A 17074-nucleotide genomic window follows, 5' to 3' on the forward strand; every position below is an offset into this window, starting at 1 on the left:
CAGACCGACACAGGTGTATCCCATGAGTATCGAAGTCAGCGGCATCAACAAGCACTTTGGCCAGTTCAAGGCGCTCAACGACATCAACCTCAACATCCAGAGCGGCGAGCTGGTCGCCCTGCTCGGCCCGTCCGGCTGCGGCAAGACCACCCTGCTGCGCATCATCGCCGGCCTGGAAACTCCGGATAGCGGCAACATCGTGTTCCACGGCGAAGACGTTTCCGAGCATGACGTGCGCGATCGCAAGGTCGGCTTCGTGTTCCAGCACTACGCCCTGTTCCGCCACATGACGGTGTTCGACAACGTCGCCTTCGGCCTGCGCATGAAGCCCAAGGGCGAGCGCCCCAACGAAAGCACCATCAAGAAAAAGGTCCACGACCTGCTCGGCCTGGTGCAGCTCGACTGGCTGGCCGACCGTTACCCGGAGCAGCTCTCCGGTGGTCAGCGCCAGCGTATCGCCCTGGCCCGCGCCCTGGCGGTCGAGCCCAAGGTGCTGCTGCTCGACGAACCCTTCGGCGCCCTCGACGCCAAGGTGCGCAAGGAGCTGCGCCGCTGGCTGGCGCGCCTGCACGAAGAGGTGCATCTGACCAGCGTGTTCGTGACCCACGACCAGGAAGAAGCCATGGAAGTGGCCGACCGCATCGTGGTGATGAACAAGGGCGTGGTCGAGCAGATCGGTTCGCCGGCCGAGGTCTACGAGAAACCGGCCAGCGACTTCGTCTACCACTTCCTCGGGGACGCCAACCGCCTGTATGTCGGTGACGATCATCACGTGCTGTTCCGCCCCCACGAAGTGAGTCTCTCCACCGAAGCGCTGGAAGGCCATCAGGCCGGCGAGGTACGCGATATCCGCCTGCTCGGCGCCATCACTCGCATCACCCTGAAGGTCGAAGGCCAGGACGAGCTGATCGAAGCCGAAGTGGCCAAGGATCACGTCAGCCTCAACGACCTGGGCCGTGGCACCGTGCTGTACTTCAAGCCCAAGGGTGGCAAGCCGGTAAGCACCGGGGCCTGACGGCATCTAGGACTGCGGGAGCGGGCGGACGCCCAGTTTATGCCCGCAAAATCACGGCCATGGGCCGTACCCACAGGGATCGCGGGCGGCCTCTAACTCAGTGTATAAACCCCGTTCTTGTGGGAGCGCGCCATGCGCGCGATTCGCGGGCACGGCCCGCTCCCACAGATAGCCCGCAAACGCTACCTTGCCTCAGGCCACCTTGCGCTCACGTATGCAGGTCGGCCCGGCCCGCTCGACCACCTGATGCTCGACGTCCTGGCGCAGGCCAAGCAGAAAGGCCGCCTCGGCGACCACGAACAGCGGCCCGATGATCAGCCCCATCAGGTCGTCGACGAATGCCGGCTTGCGGCCTTCGTAGAAATGGCCGATGAACTGGATGATCCAGCCGACCACGAACAGACCCAGCCCCATGCTCAGCCACAGCGCCGTACTGGCCATCGCCAGCCCGGCGCTGAACCACAGGCACAAGCCCAGCAATGCGCCCATCACCACACCGAAGCGGACGTCCAGGCGTAAATAGAACAGGATGCTGAGCAGCGCGGCCAGGGTGGCCGGCGAGAGCCACAGACCGCCCATCAAAAGGCCCGGTCGCGACAGCAGCACGGTAACGGCCAGCACGATCATCGGAATGCCGACGAAGTGGGTGACGATATTGCGCCGATCGCGGTGATAGGCCGCGTATTGGGCGAGGTGATCCACCAGGGCTTTCATTGTTGTTATCCTCTCGGGGTGCGTGCCGCCTCATCATGGCGCGGCTCGTGCGCCAGCACTGTCAGCTAGCCGACAAAGCGGAATTTCCATGAACGATCTGCGCGACACCTTGCGTCAAGGCCAATGGTTCGCCGCATTGCCGCCTGCCTTGCAACAGGCGTTGCTGACGCAAGGCAAGCTGTTGAGCCTGGAGGCCGGGCAGCGCCTGTTCAGCCGCGGCGATGCGCCCAGCGGGCTGTATGCCGTATTGAAGGGCGCCATGCGCGTCGGCAGCGTGGGAGCCGACGGCCGGGAAGCGCTGCTGGTGCTGGTGGAAGCGCCACACTGGTTCGGTGAGATCGCTCTGTTCGACGGCCAGCCACGCACCCATGACGCCGTCGCCGAAGGCGCCAGCACCCTGCTCCACGTATCCCAGGCAGGCCTGCTGGCCCTGCTCGACACGCATCCTGCCTACTGGCGCGACCTTGCCCTGCTGATGGCTCACAAGGTGCGCCTGGCCTTCATCGCACTCGAGGAGATCAGCCTGCTGCCCGCCGCGCAGCGCCTGGCGCGGCGCCTGCTGCTGATCGCCGAGGACTACGGCGAAACCCAGGGCCCGCGGCGCATCATCCACCTGTCACAGGAGCAACTGGCGGCGATGCTGGCCATTTCCCGGCAGACCGCCAATGGTGTGCTGAAGGACCTGCAGGCCCGCGGTATCGTCAGGCTGACCTACGGCGAAATCGAGATTCTCGACCTGGATGAACTGCGCAAGGCCGCGCAGTGAACCATGAAGCTTTTGTGACAGCAGAACCAATGGCCAAGCGCCATGTCCTTATTGATTCTCCAGACCCCAGGCCCGCTGAATGAACAGCGGCCGCGAACGATCCAGGATGCCGTTGCCAGACTCTACCCTCGTTACCGACCTGCCCGACGTACTCGCCGGCCCGCTACTGCGCCGGCTGGAGCCGGGCCGCCTGGTACTCTGGCTGGTCGCCAGCCGCCCGCTGCAACTGACGCTGCGCCTGGCACACGGCGAGCAGCCCGCCAGCGATCAGGCGCTGGGCGACGATGCCTGCCAGCGCCTGATGGTCGGTGAGCACGCAGTCATCCACCTGATCGACCTGCACCTCGACACGCCGCTGCCCCAGGACACCCGGATCGACTACGACCTGCTGATAGACGGCACCCAGGGCATCGCCGAGTGGGCCGCGCACCTGCTGTACGACGGCGCGACCTGCCCCAACTTCGTGCTGCGCGCGCGCATCGATCAGTTGCTGCATGGCTCCTGCCGCAAGCCGCACCATGCCGCCAATGACGGGCTGCTGTGTGCCGACCGCCTGCTGGCCGCCCCCCATGCGCCCCACGAACGGCCTGCGCTGCTGATGCACAGCGGCGACCAGGTGTACGTCGACGATGTCGCCGGCCCGATGCTGTACGCCATTCATCAATTGATCGAGCGCCTGGGCCTGTACCACGAATGGCTCGAAGGCGCCGTCATCGACGACAGCACAGAGCTCTACCGCCACCCGGCCAGCTACTACCACCGCGCCGACCTGTTGCCGGCGCTGAAGAGCAACGAAACCCTACGCGAGCGCTTCTTCGGTGGCACGGAAAAGCCCATCTTCACCAGCAGCAATGCCGACAACCACCTGGTCACCCTGGCCGAAGTGCTGGCCATGTATCTGCTGGTGTGGTCACCCACGCCCTGGCAACTGCTCGATAACGCGGCGCCCGAGCTGAGCGCCGAAGACGCACAGCGCTACGACAGCGAGCGGGCCTGCATCGCGGCCTTCGTCGACAACCTGGGTGACGTGGCGCGGGTGCTGGCGCACTTGCCGAACCTGATGATCTTCGATGACCACGACATCACCGACGACTGGAACCTGTCGGCCCAGTGGGAGGAAACCGCTTACGGCCATCCTTTCTCCAAGCGCATCATCGGCAACGCGCTGATCGGCTACCTGCTGTGCCAGGGTTGGGGCAATGACCCGGACGCTTTCGCCGAACCGCTGGCCAATGCCCGTGAGCTGTGCGAGCGAGCGCGAGACAACGGGCTGGACAGCCCGGCCCAGGACCGCCTGATCGACGAATTGATGAGTTTCCAGCACTGGCATTACGTGCTGCCCAGCAGCCCGGCGCTGCTGGTGCTCGATACCCGCACCCGCCGCTGGCGCAGCGAGCGCAACCTCAAGCATCCATCCGGGCTGCTGGACTGGGAAGCGCTCAGCGAACTGCAGCAGAACCTGCTCGATCACCCGAGCGCCATCATCGTCTCGCCGGCGCCGATATTCGGGGTCAAGCTGATCGAAGCCGTGCAGCGGGTATTCAGCTGGGCCGGCCACCCGCTGATGGTCGATGCGGAAAACTGGATGGCCCACCGCGGTGCCGCCAGCGTGATGATGAACATCTTCCGCCACTCGCGCACCCCCCGAGACTACGTGGTGCTGTCCGGCGACGTGCACTACTCGTTCTTCTACGAGGTCAAGGTGCGGCACCGGTTGCGCGGCCCGACCATCTGGCAGATCACCAGCAGCGGCGTGAAGAACGAATTCCCACGCCGTCTGCTGAACATCTTCGACCGGCTCAATCGCTGGCTGTACGCGCCCTGGTCGCCACTCAACTGGCTGACCAAGCGCCGCCGCATGCAGGTTTTCCCGCACATTCCCAAACACAGCAGGTCGGGCGAGCGACTGTGGAATTCCGCCGGTCTCGGTCAGGTGTTCTTCAATGCCAAGGGCCAGCCCAGTCGGGTGTTTCAGCTCAACGCCGATGGCTCGCCGCGAACCGAATTCATCGACGACCGCGATAAAATGACAGAGCCCAGCAAGGCGCCGAAGCGCATTTAAGGACAGTCGCTAAGCGACCAGCTTCGCTCTCGGCGACGCACGTCAGCGTAGCCTCTCCAGCATCTGGTAGTACCACATGCCCGCCGCCAGCATCGGGTTGCCGAGCTGGTCGCCCAGGGGCACCTTGATGTGCTTGCAGGCGGCGAAGGTGTCGAACTGTTCCAGGTCGCCGGTGATCGCCCTGGCCATGATCTCGCCCATGATGTGACTGGTCGCCACGCCGTGGCCGGAATAGCCCTGGCAGTACCAGACGTTGCCGGACAGCTTGCCCAGCTGCGGGATGCGGTTCATTACGATGCCCATGGCGCAACTCCACTGGAAGTCGATCGGCACGTCCTTGAGCTGCGGGAAGGTGCGCTCGATGCACGGCCGCAGCTCGCCGGCGATATCCCGTGAATCACGTCCCGAGTAATTGGCGCCGCCGCCGAACAGCAACCGGCCATCGCCGGTCAGGCGGTAGTAGTCGAGCACGAAGCGGCAGTCGTACACCGCCAGATCCTGCGGGTTGATCTCGCGGGCCAGCTCGCCCAGCGGCGCGGTGGTGACGATGCCGCCCATGGCCGGAAAGATCAGGCCCTTGAGCTGGCGACGCTCCAGCTTGTGGTAGACGTCGCCGGCCAGCAGCACCTGCTTGGCCTCGATGCGCCCGCCCGTGGTGACCACCGCCGGGCGTGGGCCGTGAACGATCTCCAGCACCTCGGAATGCTCGAAGATCAGCGCGCCCAGGCTTTCGGCAGCCCTGGCCTCGCCGAGACACAGGTTGAGCGGGTGCAGGTGCATGTTGCGGGTGTTCTTCAGCGCGCCGCAGTACAGGTCGCTGCCCAATTGCGCCCGCACGCCAGCGGCGTCGAGCAGGCTGACATCGCCCGCCATACCGCGGCGTAGCGCTTCGTCATGGGTGGCCTTGAGCTCGTCCAGATGGCTGGCTTTCATCGCGGTATGCAGATGGCCGTATTTGAGGTCGCAGGCGATGCCGTACCTGGCCACTCGACGCTCGATGATCGCGTGGCCGCGCCAGCGCAGCTGCCAGATGAAATCGTCCACGGCCTCGCCCAGGGTATTGCGCATCTGCTTGCGCATGGCTTCGTCGCCGGAGAGGCTGCCGGTGACCTGGCCGCCGTTGCGCCCGCTGGCGCCCCAGCCGACCTTGTGGGTTTCCACCACGGCCACCTTGAGGCCGCGCTCGGCCAGCTCCACTGCCGTGGCGATGCCGGTGAAACCGCCGCCGATGATGGCCACGTCAACGGTCACGCTGCCTTGCAGGGTCGGGTAGTCGCTCTCGAAATTGAGCGAGGCCGAGTAATAGGACGGCGCGCGCTCGGCGGCGGGTTTGACGGGTTGTTTTATCGCGTTCATTGCATGTCCTTGGGGTGCGTTTGCACCGATGAAATCGGTCATCGCGGCTAGACCACTCCCACAGAGCGCTTGCGTAGGAGGGGCTTCAGCCCCGAGCCTTTTAAACAAAAGCCATCAGGCGTTACTCAGGTACCAGCGCCAATCCTGCTCGCCGACCTCGCCCATGAACTGGCGGTATTCGGCGCGCTTGATCGCCAGATACACCTTGAGAAACGCCTCGCCAAAAGCCTCGCGAGCCCACTCGGAGTGCTCCAGCGCTTGGATCGCCGCCGACCATTGGGTAGGCAGGTGCTCGGTGGCCTGGGCGTAGCCGTTGCCCTCGACCGGCGCTCCGGGGTCCAGCGCCTCGCGGATGCCTCGGTGAATCCCGGCCAGAATCGCCGCGGCGGCAAGATAGGGGTTGGCATCGGCGCCGCAGATACGGTGCTCGATGTGCCGGGTATTCGCAGGGCCACCGGGCACGCGCAAGCTGACGGTGCGGTTATCCACACCCCAGGTGGGCGCCAGCGGCGCATAGCTGTTGGCCTGGAAGCGTCGGTAGGAATTGGCGTTGGGGCAGAACAGCAGCAGCGAGTCGAGCAGACTGGCGAGCATGCCGCCGACCGCCTGACGCAACAGCGGCGTGCCGGCCGGATCCTCGCTGGCAAACAGATTCTCGCCCTGCCCGTCGGCCAGGCTCACATGCATGTGCATGCCGGTGCCGGCGATATCGGCGAACGGCTTGGCCATGAAGCAGGCCTGCATGCCATGGGCGTGAGCCACGCCCTTGACCAGACGCTTGTAGCGCACCGCCTGGTCCATGGCCGCGAGTGCCGGGCCGTGCTCCAGGGTGATCTCCACCTGGCCGGGGGCGTACTCGGAAATCGCCGTGCGTGCCGGGATTCCCTGGGCCTTGCAGGCCGCGTAGAGGTCCTTGAGAAACGGCTCGATCTGCTCCAGCTCGCGTAGGCCATAGACCTGGGTCTGCCGCGGACGACTACCGTCGGCGTCCAGGGCCGGCTGCGGGCGACCCTGGGCGTCGCGTTTCTGGTCGAGCAGGTAGAACTCCAGCTCGCAGGCCATCACCGGATGATAACCCTCGGCTTCGAGCTGCTCAATCACGCGGACCAGCAACTGCCGCGGGTCGGCGGGAGTGGCCGGCAGGCCTTCGCTGGGGTGCATCGACACCTGCACGGCGGCGGTGGGAATCTGCCGCCAGGGCAGGCGCACCAGGCTGCCGGGCAACGGGTAGGCACGGCAGTCGATATCGCCGACCTCCCAGACCAGGCCGGTGTCCTCGACGTCCTCGCCCTGGATGGACAAACCGAGCATCGTGCTCGGCAGCGGCCGCCCGCTCTGGTACAGCGCCAGCAGTTCCTCACGGTGCAACAGCTTGCCGCGCGGCACGCCATTGGCATCAAGGATGAACAGTTCGATCAATTCGATATCGGGGTTAGCGGCCAGGAAACCCTGGGCTTCCTGCACAACTGCGAAAGTCGTCATCGCGCACTCGCTTGCGCCAGTCAGGCGCTCGATGTCCGCACGGCCGGCTCGCTGTTCGAACCGGCGCACAGGCAGACAAATGGGTATCAGCGGCTGCGGACATGGCGCAGCCATCGGACTCAGCGGGCGGAGAGAGCGTCCGGCGGGCGAGCGTGGCGGCAATGCCAGAGCGCCCAGAAGGCGAGGATCTGCGGCAGCGCCGTGGGTTCGGGCGCCCGCCCCCGCGAGCGCAAGGCTGGCAGGGCAAGAGCGTGGGCAAGGCTGCAGACCGGAATAGACATGCCCGCGAGGCTCGCACGCCGCGACAGTCAGGTTAAATCGTTATTGGCACACTTTCAGGTAGCCAGCGGCTAAACAATCGCGCTCACGGCTCCGGTTTGTAACCCAGCCGCAAGCCGCCCCAATGCTTACCCTGCACATGAATCGGCACCGACAAGTCGTGCATCAGTTCGCCGGTGTCGCGCATGTAGGTCTGCAGCAGCACGCGCTGTTGGTGACTGCCGCAGCGAATGCCGGTGCGGTCGTTGAACAGCCGCTTGCTGCGGCTTTTCACGGTGTCCACGGCGCGATCGCCAGTGGGCGGATGGTTGAAGGCCTGATTGTGGGTCGGCACGTAGCCTTCCGGCGTGGTGGCGATGGCGAATACCAGGCCTTCATGGCGCTTGAGCAGCGGCTCCAGAATAGCCGGCAGCACACCATCGGCGTAGCTGTCGAAGCGCGTGCGGAATTTGGCCGGGAAGCTGTCCGGGATCGGCTGGTACTGGCGGTCGAACAGATCCGCGAGGCTGATACGCCCCGCCTGAATGTCGGCCTCGAACTGCCGGCCTATCGCGGCGGCACCCTCCAGTGCCAGGTCGTAGATGCGTTGGTGGTAGTCGTCGAGGCCGACGCTGGCCAGCTGCTCGCTGACGCTTTCCGCCTGGCCGACCAGTTGCTCGGCGGCCTTGCCCAACTGACGGGTCTGGTCTTCGCTGCTGCGCACGTCGCCGCGCAGTTGCTCGACCGCCACCAGCAGCTCGGCCAGGTGATCGTGGTTGCTCGCCGTACCGGCGCTGATCTGCTCGACCTGAGCATCGACATCGGCGGCCAGGTCGGCGATGCCGCGCAATTGCTCGCCAGTGAACTCGATCTGCCGGGCGGCCGCTTCCAGCTCCTCGGCCTGCTGCTGGATATGGCTGACCACCGCCGCACTCTGCTGGCGGATGTCGGCGACCATCTGCCCCACTTCACCGGTAGCACTGGCGGTACGCCCGGCCAGGCTGCGCACTTCGTCGGCGACCACCGCGAAGCCGCGCCCCTGCTCACCGGCGCGCGCGGCTTCGATGGCGGCATTGAGCGCCAGCAGATTGGTCTGGCTGGCGATAGACTGGATGACCTGGGTGACCTGTTCTATCTGCTCGGTCCGCGCGCCAAGGCCGTCGATCAATTCGCGGCTGGCGGCAGCCTGGGCGCTGAGCTGCTGCATGCGACCGACGGCCTGCTGCAGCTCGGTCTGGCCGCTGGCGCTGCTGGCGCGCACCGTCTGCGCGGCACCGAGGGTCTGCCCAGCGCGCTCGGCATTGCTCTGCTCGGTGCGGGTCACGGCGTGGGCACCTTCGCTGATCTGCTCGACCGCCACCAGTTGCGACTGCAACCGACCGGCCAGTTGCTGCACGGTGAACGCCACCTGGGCCGCGGACAGCGCGTTATGGCAAGTGTGCTGCGACAGGCTCTGGCTCAACGCATCGAGAGAAACCGCCGGGGCGGCTGCAGCCGTCGCCGGGGCCGGGCGCCGCCAGGGGCCGAACCACGGCCAAAGCGCCAAGGCCAGCAAGGCGATCACGCCGACATAGACCGGCATCTGCACCTGCTGCCACACCAGCAGCAGCGCTAGCAGGCCGACCACATGCAGGGCCAGCGCGAGCCGGTCACGAGTAATTCCAGCGTCCATGGCGAACCTCGTCTTTCTTATTGTGGGGTGATGCGAGCGATAGGCTCTAGCGGCCCGTGTTCAGTAGATCGACCGCACGGGACAAATCCGTAGGCCGAAAAACCAATCCGGTCAGTTGACCACCCCATGATGCGCCGCGCCATGGCACTTTGGTAGCAAAGCGACTGGGGCGCTCAGCGTTCGAGGCGGTGGCGCTTGACGAAGGAGCGGTCGAAGTAGTCCTTGCAGCGCCCGTACAGCTGGCCGCCCGCGCTCCACTGCTGCCAGCCGAGCAGCGCGCCGCCGTCACCGCTGGCCAACAGCAGGGGGCGTTGGCCACGGGCCTTGTAATCACGCAGCGCGCCGCCGCGCAGGGCCGCCGCCAGGTTGGCGGCGAGCACCGGTACCTGGCGCATCGAATACAAACCGCTCTTGCGCACGCCGGGCAGGTTGGCGCAATCGCCCACGGCGAAGACCTGCGGGTGGGAATGACTTTGCAGCGTCAGGGCGGTGTGCACGAAACCGTCGCCATCGCAGCTCAGGCCGCTGGCGGCGATCCACGGCAGCGCCTGGGCGCCGCTGGCCAGCAACAGGCGGCTGCCATGCCACACGGATGCCTCACCGCTGATCAGGCAATTGCCGTCGATGCGACTGATCGGGCAATGCTCGCGCACCTGCACGCGGCGCATGCGCAGATGGCCCCAGGCGCGCATGCGCAAGCCGGCGCAGTGCCCGGCCAACAGCGGCTCACCGCAGAACAGCGCCAGCTGCGGTACCTGGTCGGCGAGCGCCAGGGCCATCTCCACACCCGCCACGCCGCCGCCGAGGATTGCCAACGGCTGTGGGTCGCGCTGCCAGGCCTGCCAGCCGGTGATGAAGTGATCCACGGGTTTCACCGCCAGCACGTCCATTCCCTCGCCCTCGCGTGGTGGACAGGCGACCCGGTCACCGACGTTGAGCGACAGCCAGTTGCCCTGCAGCACCCCGTCATCGGCCAGCGTCAGCTGACGTGTCGCAGCGTCCAGCGCGGCAACGGGGGCGACGATCAACTCGACCTGCGCGGCCTTGCACAGCGCGCCCAAACCGATCTGGCAATCCTCTGGCGAATAGCGGCCACCAACCAGCCCCGGCAACATGCCGGCGTGCCAGGTGTGCTCGGCACTGGCCAGCAGGGCGATACGGCCCGCCGGCCGCTCGATCAGCGCCCAGCGTCGCAGAACCCCGAGATGGGCCGGGCCTGCGCCTACCAGCAACAGATCGTAGTCAGTCATCTACACCGATATCCTTGAGAACCTGGGAGCGCTTTGCAGCCGTTTGCGGACATGCACAGCGAGCTTTGACCGAAATAGCCGCGCAATGATCCCGCCGCCGATGGGGTTGGCGGAGCATGGCGGCAGCAGGCCGCTTCGAGCAAGTGAAGAGACGCTTGCGGCGGGTTTTCGACACATTTTTGCTGCGGTTATTACCTGCCTGTCAGGCCGCCGAGGCCTGCACCGGCAACCGATCGAGCAAACCCGGATCGATGCGCAGCAAGCGTACGCAGCGGGCATCGCGAAGCTGCTCGCTAGGCCGTTGCGTCTGCTCCAGCGTCAGCACCTGCCCGGCCAGATTGAGCACTAGCGCCTCACGGGAAAACACGCCGCTGTTCAGGCTGTAATAGGCGGCCACCAACTCACGCAGGCCGAACGGCAGGCGCCAGCGGATGCGCAAGGCCGAACCGAAACCGGCAGCACGCTGGCCGATGGCCTGGTCGATCTGCGCGTCGCTCAGGCTGCCGCCGGCGTCCTGCCAGTCCTGCATGCAGCGCAGCAAGGCCAGCTCACCTATGTTGTGCAGCAGGCCGGCGGTGTAGCAGAGCTCGGCATCCAGCGACAGCTCGCTGGCCAGCCAATGGGCAACCTCGGCGCTGCGCTGAGCCGCCACCCAGGTACGCACGCCGCGCTCGGCCAGACGCGGGTCGCTGAGCCGCGCATTGCGCTGCACGGAAAGCCCCAGTACCAAGTTCAGGGTGCGTGCCACGCCCAGGCGCGGCAATGCCTGGGCCAGGGTCTGACAGGGCGAGCCGTTGTGATGGGCAGCGCTGTTGGCCGCGGCGATCAGGCAGGCGGTGATCTGCGGGTCGCGGGCGAACACCTGCTCCAGCTCGCGCAGGCTCGGCTCGCTGCTGTTCAGGTACTGGCTGACCGAGTCGCGCACCGAGGCCAGCAGCGGCGCGCCCTGGCCTTCTTCACGCATGGCGTCCAGGTAATCCTCCAGCCGGTTCACCAGCAGCGGGCGAATCGGGCACAGCAATTCTTCCCCGTCGGCGAGCAGCAGGCTGGCCAAGCGCTTGCGCAGCGCCTCGGCATTGAAGGGTTTGGCCAGGTAGGCGCTAGGTGCCAGCGGCTTGGCGGCGCGCACGCTGCTGGCATCCAGACGCCCGCTGATCAGGATGAATGGCAGCGCCGGTGTACGCGGGTGACGACGTAGCTGGCGTAGCAGCTCGAGGCCATCGACGCCCGGCAGTTCGCTGTCGGCGATCACCAGTTCAGGCAGGCGGCGCTTGCAGCGCGCCATGGCCGCCTGGCCGTCGGCGACGCGAATCACCACGGCGTCGCACCGCACGTCGAGCACCAGCTGTTCAAGCAGATCCGCCGTCCAGGGGTCGGTATCGGCGATCAATACTTCTGGAGCGGGTACCGCTTCAGCCATCAGAAAACCTCGGAACATCAACACAGGAAAACGCCGCAGTATAGACAAGACCGCGGCAGCCCTAACGCACCGGGATCAATGATGTAGCTACCGGCCACGCCATATAACGCGACGAAACAGCAGACAAAAAAAGACCCGCCGAAGCGGGTCCTTTTTCAACGGCGTGGCTTACGCCAGTTCGTCGAAGCACTCGGCCACGATGGCGATGCCTTTTTCCAGCTGGGCGTCCGGAATGGTGACCGGCATCAGGAAGCGCACCACGTTGTAGTAGGTGCCGCACGACAGCAGGATCAGGCCCTTCTCGCGCGCCTTGGCGACGATCTTGCCGGTCAGTTCGGCAGCCGGCTTGCTGTGGTCGCCGCCTTCGAACAGCTCGATGGCGACCATCGAACCCAGGCCGCGCACGTCACCGATCACCTTGTGCTTGGCGGCGATGTCACGCAGGCCAGCCTTGAGCTTCTCGCCAACGGCGTTGGAGCGATCCAGCAGCTTCTCTTCGTCGAACACCTTGAGTACGGCCAGGGCCGCGGCGCAGGCGATCGGGCTGCCGGCATAGGTGCCGCCCAGGCCGCCGGGGGCGATCTTGTCCATGATCTCGGCCTTGCCGCTGACGCCGGAGATCGGGAAGCCGCCGCCGACGGACTTGGCGAAGGTGGTCAGGTCCGGCACCACGCCCAGTTGCTCGGTGGCGAAGAAGGTGCCGGTACGGCCAGCGCCGGTCTGCACTTCGTCAGCGATCAGCAGGATGCCGTGCTGGTCGCACAGGGCGCGCAGGCGCTGCATGAAAGCTGGCGAGTTGACGTAGAAACCGCCTTCACCCTGTACCGGCTCGATGATGATCGCAGCGATGTCCTGGGGCTGGGCATCGTTCTTGAAGATGCGCTCGATGCTGGCGATGGATTCGTCTTCGCTCACGCCATGCAGTTCGCACGGCGCAACGGCGCGGTACACGCCAGCAGGCATCAGGCCCATGCCGGCGGAGTACGGCACGACCTTGCCGGTCAGCGACAGGGTCATCATGGTACGGCCGTGGTAGGCACCCGTGAAGGCGATCACGCCAGCACGGCCGGTAGCGGCACGGGCAATCTTCACGGCGTTCTCGACGGCTTCAGAGCCGGAGGTGACCAGCAGAGTCTTCTTGGCGAAGTCGCCCGGTACGCGCTTGGCGATTTCTTCGCACAGCTCGATGTAGGGCTCGTAAGCCAGCACCTGGAAGCAGGTGTGGGTCAGCTTGGTCAGCTGTTCCTGAACGGCGGCAACCACTTTCGGGTGCAGGTGACCGGTGTTCAGTACGGCGATACCGCCGGCGAAGTCGATGTACTCGCGGCCTTCGACGTCCCACACGGTGGCGTTCTCGGCGCGCTCGGCGACGATCGGGTGGATCTGGCCGACACCGCGCGGTACGGCGGCCTGGCGGCGTTGCAGCAGGGATTCGTTGGTCTTGCTCATGGCTTCCTCATTCACCGCTCATCGTCGGTGTGGTTCAAGGATGACGCATCCCGCTGCAGCCACGACAGCATGCGATGATCGACTGCCGGGCCTTGCGGGATACAGGGAGAAACGTGTGTTGCGCCGCCGCAGCGGCGCAGGTCGATCAGTCTTAAATGCTCAGGCAGAGGTACTTGATTTCCAGGTAATCCTCGATGCCGTATTTGGAGCCTTCACGACCCAGGCCCGAGGCCTTGATGCCGCCGAATGGCGCCACCTCGTTGGAGATCAGGCCGGTGTTGATACCGACCATACCGTATTCCAGCGCCTCGGCCACGCGGAACACGCGGGAGAGGTCACGGGCATAGAAGTAGGAGGCCAGGCCGAACTCGGTGTCGTTGGCCATGGCGATCACTTCGGCTTCGTCCTTGAAACGGAACAGCGGCGCCAGCGGGCCGAAGGTTTCGTCCTTGGAGACCAGCGCGTTCTTCGGCACGTCGGCCAGAATGGTCGGCTCGAAGAAGGTGCCGCCCAGGGCGTGGGTCTTGCCACCGGAGAGGATCTTGGCGCCTTTGGAAACGGCGTCCTCAATGTGCTCCTTGACCTTGGCCACGGCCTTCTCGTCGATCAGCGGGCCGGTGGTGGTGCCGTCTTCCAGGCCATTGCCGATCTTCAGCTTCTCGACCGCGACCTTGAGCTTCTCGGCGAAGGCATCATAGACGCCGTCCTGCACGTAGATGCGGTTGGCGCACACGCAGGTCTGGCCGTTGTTGCGGTACTTGGAGATGATCGCGCCTTCGATGGCCTTGTCCAGGTCAGCGTCGTCGAACACGATGAAGGGCGCGTTGCCGCCCAGCTCCAGGGATACCTTCTTGATGTCCTGAGCGCATTCGGCCATCAGCTGGCGACCGATCTCGGTCGAGCCGGTGAACGACAGTTTGCGCACGATCGGGTTGCCGGTCAGCTCGCCGCCCACTTCACCGGCGCTGCCGGTCACTACGCTGAACACGCCAGCCGGGATGCCGGCACGGGTCGCCAGCTCGGCCAGGGCCAGGGCGGAGTACGGCGTCTGCGAAGCCGGCTTGAGCACCATGGTGCAGCCAGCGGCCAGGGCCGGGCCGGCCTTGCGGGTGATCATCGCCGCCGGGAAGTTCCACGGAGTGATGGCCGCGGTGACGCCGATCGGCTGCTTGATGACGATCAGGCGCTTGTCGGCCTGGTGGCCCGGAATGGTGTCGCCATACACGCGCTTGGCTTCTTCAGCGAACCACTCGATGAACGAGGCGGCGTAGGCGATCTCGCCCTTGGCTTCGGCCAGTGGCTTGCCCTGTTCGATGGTCATCAGGCGCGCCAGGTCTTCCTGGTTCTCCAGCATCAGCTCGTACCAGCGACGCAGCTTGGCGGAGCGCTCCTTGGCGGTCAGAGCACGCCAGGCCGGCAGGGCCTTGTCGGCGGCTTCAATGGCGCGGCGGGTTTCGGCAGCGCCCATCTTCGGCACGCTGCCGATCACTTCGCCAGTGGCCGGGTTGGTCACCTTGATGGTCTGGCCGCTGTCGGCATCAGCCCAGGCGCCGTTGACGAAAGCCTGCTGGCGGAACAGTTGCGCGTCTTTCAATTGCATGGCGATCTCCTCTATCCCGGCACCACGGCGCCAGGAGATGACGAAAGAAGCTGGGAGCGAACCCAGGCATGGGTTGGAGCGACAGGCTAGCTGCGGCCTGCAAATTCGAACGGAGTGCGCCGCCGTGAGTTCAGCTGGCCAACACCATCGTTTGAAATATCAAACAAATCGTAAGATCAGCTCGACCAAAGGGCAATAGGCCGTTCGAGAAAATTAACAGCTGCAGATGAGCGGGAGCAGGGACGTCTTTGTTTATAGCCCAAGCTTGTGGCGATCACTGGCCAAACGAGCACCTCGCGCAGCATGGACGCACGCCAGCGACATGCGTATGATTGCGCCCCGCAACGCACTCGTAGCTCAGCTGGATAGAGTACTGCCCTCCGAAGGCAGGGGTCGTGGGTTCGAATCCCGCCGAGTGCGCCATCTCGCAGCTTTCCTTCACTCTTCAGGTGACGGGGAAACGCAACACGAAGCCCGCCATCTGCGGGCTTTGTCGTTTCTAGCGCTCGCTCAATTCTGTGCTGAACGGTCCATCAGATGCGGACTTGTCTCGCCGGCATCCCGCATTCAACACCTGCACTTCATAAGCCTCGCCGTTTTTTCTGATATAGCAGCGCCTCTTCTTTATAAAAAGATGCGTCGGGTGACATATGCTCGAGACGGTTCATTCAAGCCGATAGTGCAGCTCAGAAAATTCTCTCGGCGCTTTGGCCTCGGCCCCTCAAATCGTTGACCAATCAACCTAAACCGCGATCCTTCGGTGAGTGTCCACTGCATTGCTATCGACCTCAGCCATTCAGGACTCTCGCTATGTACAACCCAGCCATACACGCCAAGGGCGAACTCTCGCAAGGCATCGTCTGGCTTGCTCGGACAGGCTATGCGGCGCGCGGCGTGGTGTATCTGATCATCGGCGCTTTCGCGCTCTTCGCCGCCAAGGGCAGCGGTGAAACTGTCGGCACCAAAGGTGCTATCTCGACATTGCTGGAGCAACCTTTTGGCGAGGCCCTGCTCTGGATAATGGTGGCGGGACTTTTCGCCTATGCCGTCTGGCGAATGACTCAGGCCATTACCGATCCGGAAGATCACGGCACCGACGCCAAGGGGCTCGCCGCGCGTGCAGGCCTGGTGGGCGGCGCTATCAGCTATGGCCTGCTGACCTTGTTCACGCTGGGTCTGCTGGGTAGTTCGCTCGGCGAGTCTTCGGGGGGCAGTGGGGGCGGCGAAGACTTTCTCTCTGGCATGCTGGGCTGGAAGTACTCGAACTATCTGGTTTACCTTGTGGCCCTGGTGCCGCTAGGGGTCGGCATCGCACATATCATCAAGGGCTGGAAAGCCAAGTTCGAAAAGTACTTCGGCGCCTCCGATGACGTCATGCGCTGGGTAACACCCATCTCCAAGGTAGGCCTCATTGCCCGAGGCGTTTCTTTTCTCGTGGTGGCCGGCATGCTCTTCAGCGGCGGTGCGCGCTATGAGCCGACCAAGCCACCAGGCTTGGAAGACGCACTGAACGCCCTGCAGTCATTGCCCTATGGCACCTTCTGGCTGGGGTTGATTGGTGCAGGACTGATCGCATTCGCGCTCTATAGCTTTGCCGAAGCGATCTGGCGGCGTATCGATACGGCGGCAGTCTTTGACTGAGCTGTACGCTCGACACCATCTCTATTGGAAATGCGGATGAAACAGCAGAGTTAGAAACAACAAAGCCCGCGCTATGCGGGCTTTGTTGTTTCTGAGCCAAGATCATCCTGGGCATTGATATGCTCGGCAGGCGTGGTCCATGCCAGGTAGGTCATTTGGGCATCGCGACAAACTCGCACCAGCTCCCCGGGTTACGCCTTCGGCTAACCCAGGCTACTTACCTCTAGCAACTTATCGCTACGGTACGGCTTTTACGGCTGCCTCTTACGTAGTCTGCGGTAGAGCGAAGCGATACCCAGGTCAGCGTGCGCTCTGGCCGCCTGGCTGGCGCACTGTGCATTAGCCTTCGAATTTCCCGGCCCGAAAAGACGAAACCCCAGACCTCTGTC

General features: G+C 64.8%; 12 protein-coding genes and 1 tRNA gene. 5 read left to right on the forward strand and 8 right to left on the reverse strand.

Annotation, left to right across the window (positions count from 1 at the left end; genetic code table 11):
• The first annotated feature begins 22 nt into the window (after window positions 1–22).
• Entirely contained in the window at window positions 23–1015 is a 993-nt protein-coding gene (locus tag BM279_RS22630) for a sulfate/molybdate ABC transporter ATP-binding protein (protein ID WP_093507609.1), read from the forward strand.
• 192 nt (window positions 1016–1207) lie between these two features.
• Here BM279_RS22630 and BM279_RS22635 read toward each other — a convergent pair whose 3' ends face one another.
• On the reverse strand, window positions 1208–1729 hold the full coding sequence (locus BM279_RS22635) for an Mpo1 family 2-hydroxy fatty acid dioxygenase (RefSeq protein ID WP_093507611.1): 522 nt from the start codon (window positions 1727–1729) through the stop codon (window positions 1208–1210).
• Window positions 1730–1817: 88 nt separating this feature from the next.
• Here BM279_RS22635 and BM279_RS22640 point away from each other — a divergent pair, with 88 nt between their 5' ends.
• On the forward strand, window positions 1818–2495 hold the full coding sequence (locus BM279_RS22640; RefSeq protein ID WP_093507613.1) for a Crp/Fnr family transcriptional regulator: 678 nt from the start codon (window positions 1818–1820) through the stop codon (window positions 2493–2495).
• Window positions 2496–2601: 106 nt separating this feature from the next.
• Window positions 2602–4557, forward strand: coding sequence for a metallophosphoesterase family protein (locus BM279_RS22645; protein ID WP_244154206.1), 1956 nt, complete (start codon window positions 2602–2604; stop codon window positions 4555–4557).
• Between the two features lie 42 nt (window positions 4558–4599).
• Here the strand turns inward: BM279_RS22645 and BM279_RS22650 are convergent, their stop codons facing one another.
• From BM279_RS22650 to gabD, 7 genes are all read right to left on the reverse strand, one after another.
• Window positions 4600–5913, reverse strand: a complete 1314-nt coding sequence (locus BM279_RS22650) for an NAD(P)/FAD-dependent oxidoreductase (RefSeq protein ID WP_093507617.1) — start codon at window positions 5911–5913, stop codon at window positions 4600–4602.
• A 114-nt stretch (window positions 5914–6027) separates the two neighbouring features.
• Window positions 6028–7395, reverse strand: coding sequence for a glutamine synthetase family protein (locus tag BM279_RS22655; RefSeq protein WP_093507619.1), 1368 nt, complete (start codon window positions 7393–7395; stop codon window positions 6028–6030).
• A 364-nt stretch (window positions 7396–7759) separates the two neighbouring features.
• On the reverse strand, window positions 7760–9325 hold the full coding sequence (locus tag BM279_RS22660) for a methyl-accepting chemotaxis protein (protein ID WP_167363191.1): 1566 nt from the start codon (window positions 9323–9325) through the stop codon (window positions 7760–7762).
• 173 nt (window positions 9326–9498) lie between these two features.
• Window positions 9499–10575, reverse strand: coding sequence for an FAD-dependent oxidoreductase (locus tag BM279_RS22665; protein ID WP_093507621.1), 1077 nt, complete (start codon window positions 10573–10575; stop codon window positions 9499–9501).
• A 202-nt stretch (window positions 10576–10777) separates the two neighbouring features.
• On the reverse strand, window positions 10778–11995 hold the full coding sequence (locus tag BM279_RS22670; RefSeq protein WP_093507623.1) for an HDOD domain-containing protein: 1218 nt from the start codon (window positions 11993–11995) through the stop codon (window positions 10778–10780).
• A gap of 168 nt (window positions 11996–12163) precedes the next feature.
• Window positions 12164–13444 carry a 4-aminobutyrate--2-oxoglutarate transaminase gene (gene gabT / locus BM279_RS22675; RefSeq protein WP_027909035.1) on the reverse strand — a complete coding sequence of 427 codons (1281 nt, stop codon included), beginning with the start codon at window positions 13442–13444 and terminating at the stop codon, window positions 12164–12166.
• 151 nt (window positions 13445–13595) lie between these two features.
• Complete coding sequence (gene gabD, locus BM279_RS22680) at window positions 13596–15044, reverse strand: NADP-dependent succinate-semialdehyde dehydrogenase (protein WP_027909036.1); 1449 nt, start codon at window positions 15042–15044, stop codon at window positions 13596–13598.
• Between the two features lie 346 nt (window positions 15045–15390).
• Between gabD and BM279_RS22685 the strand changes: the two genes are divergently transcribed.
• Both BM279_RS22685 and BM279_RS22690 read left to right on the forward strand, forming a co-directional pair.
• Window positions 15391–15467: transfer RNA gene (locus BM279_RS22685), tRNA-Arg, on the forward strand.
• A 387-nt stretch (window positions 15468–15854) separates the two neighbouring features.
• Window positions 15855–16685, forward strand: a complete 831-nt coding sequence (locus tag BM279_RS22690; RefSeq protein ID WP_093507625.1) for a DUF1206 domain-containing protein — start codon at window positions 15855–15857, stop codon at window positions 16683–16685.
• Window positions 16686–17074 lie beyond the last annotated feature (389 nt).

The sequence above is a fragment of the Phytopseudomonas straminea genome, from assembly GCF_900112645.1.
GTDB lineage: Bacteria > Pseudomonadota > Gammaproteobacteria > Pseudomonadales > Pseudomonadaceae > Aquipseudomonas > Aquipseudomonas straminea.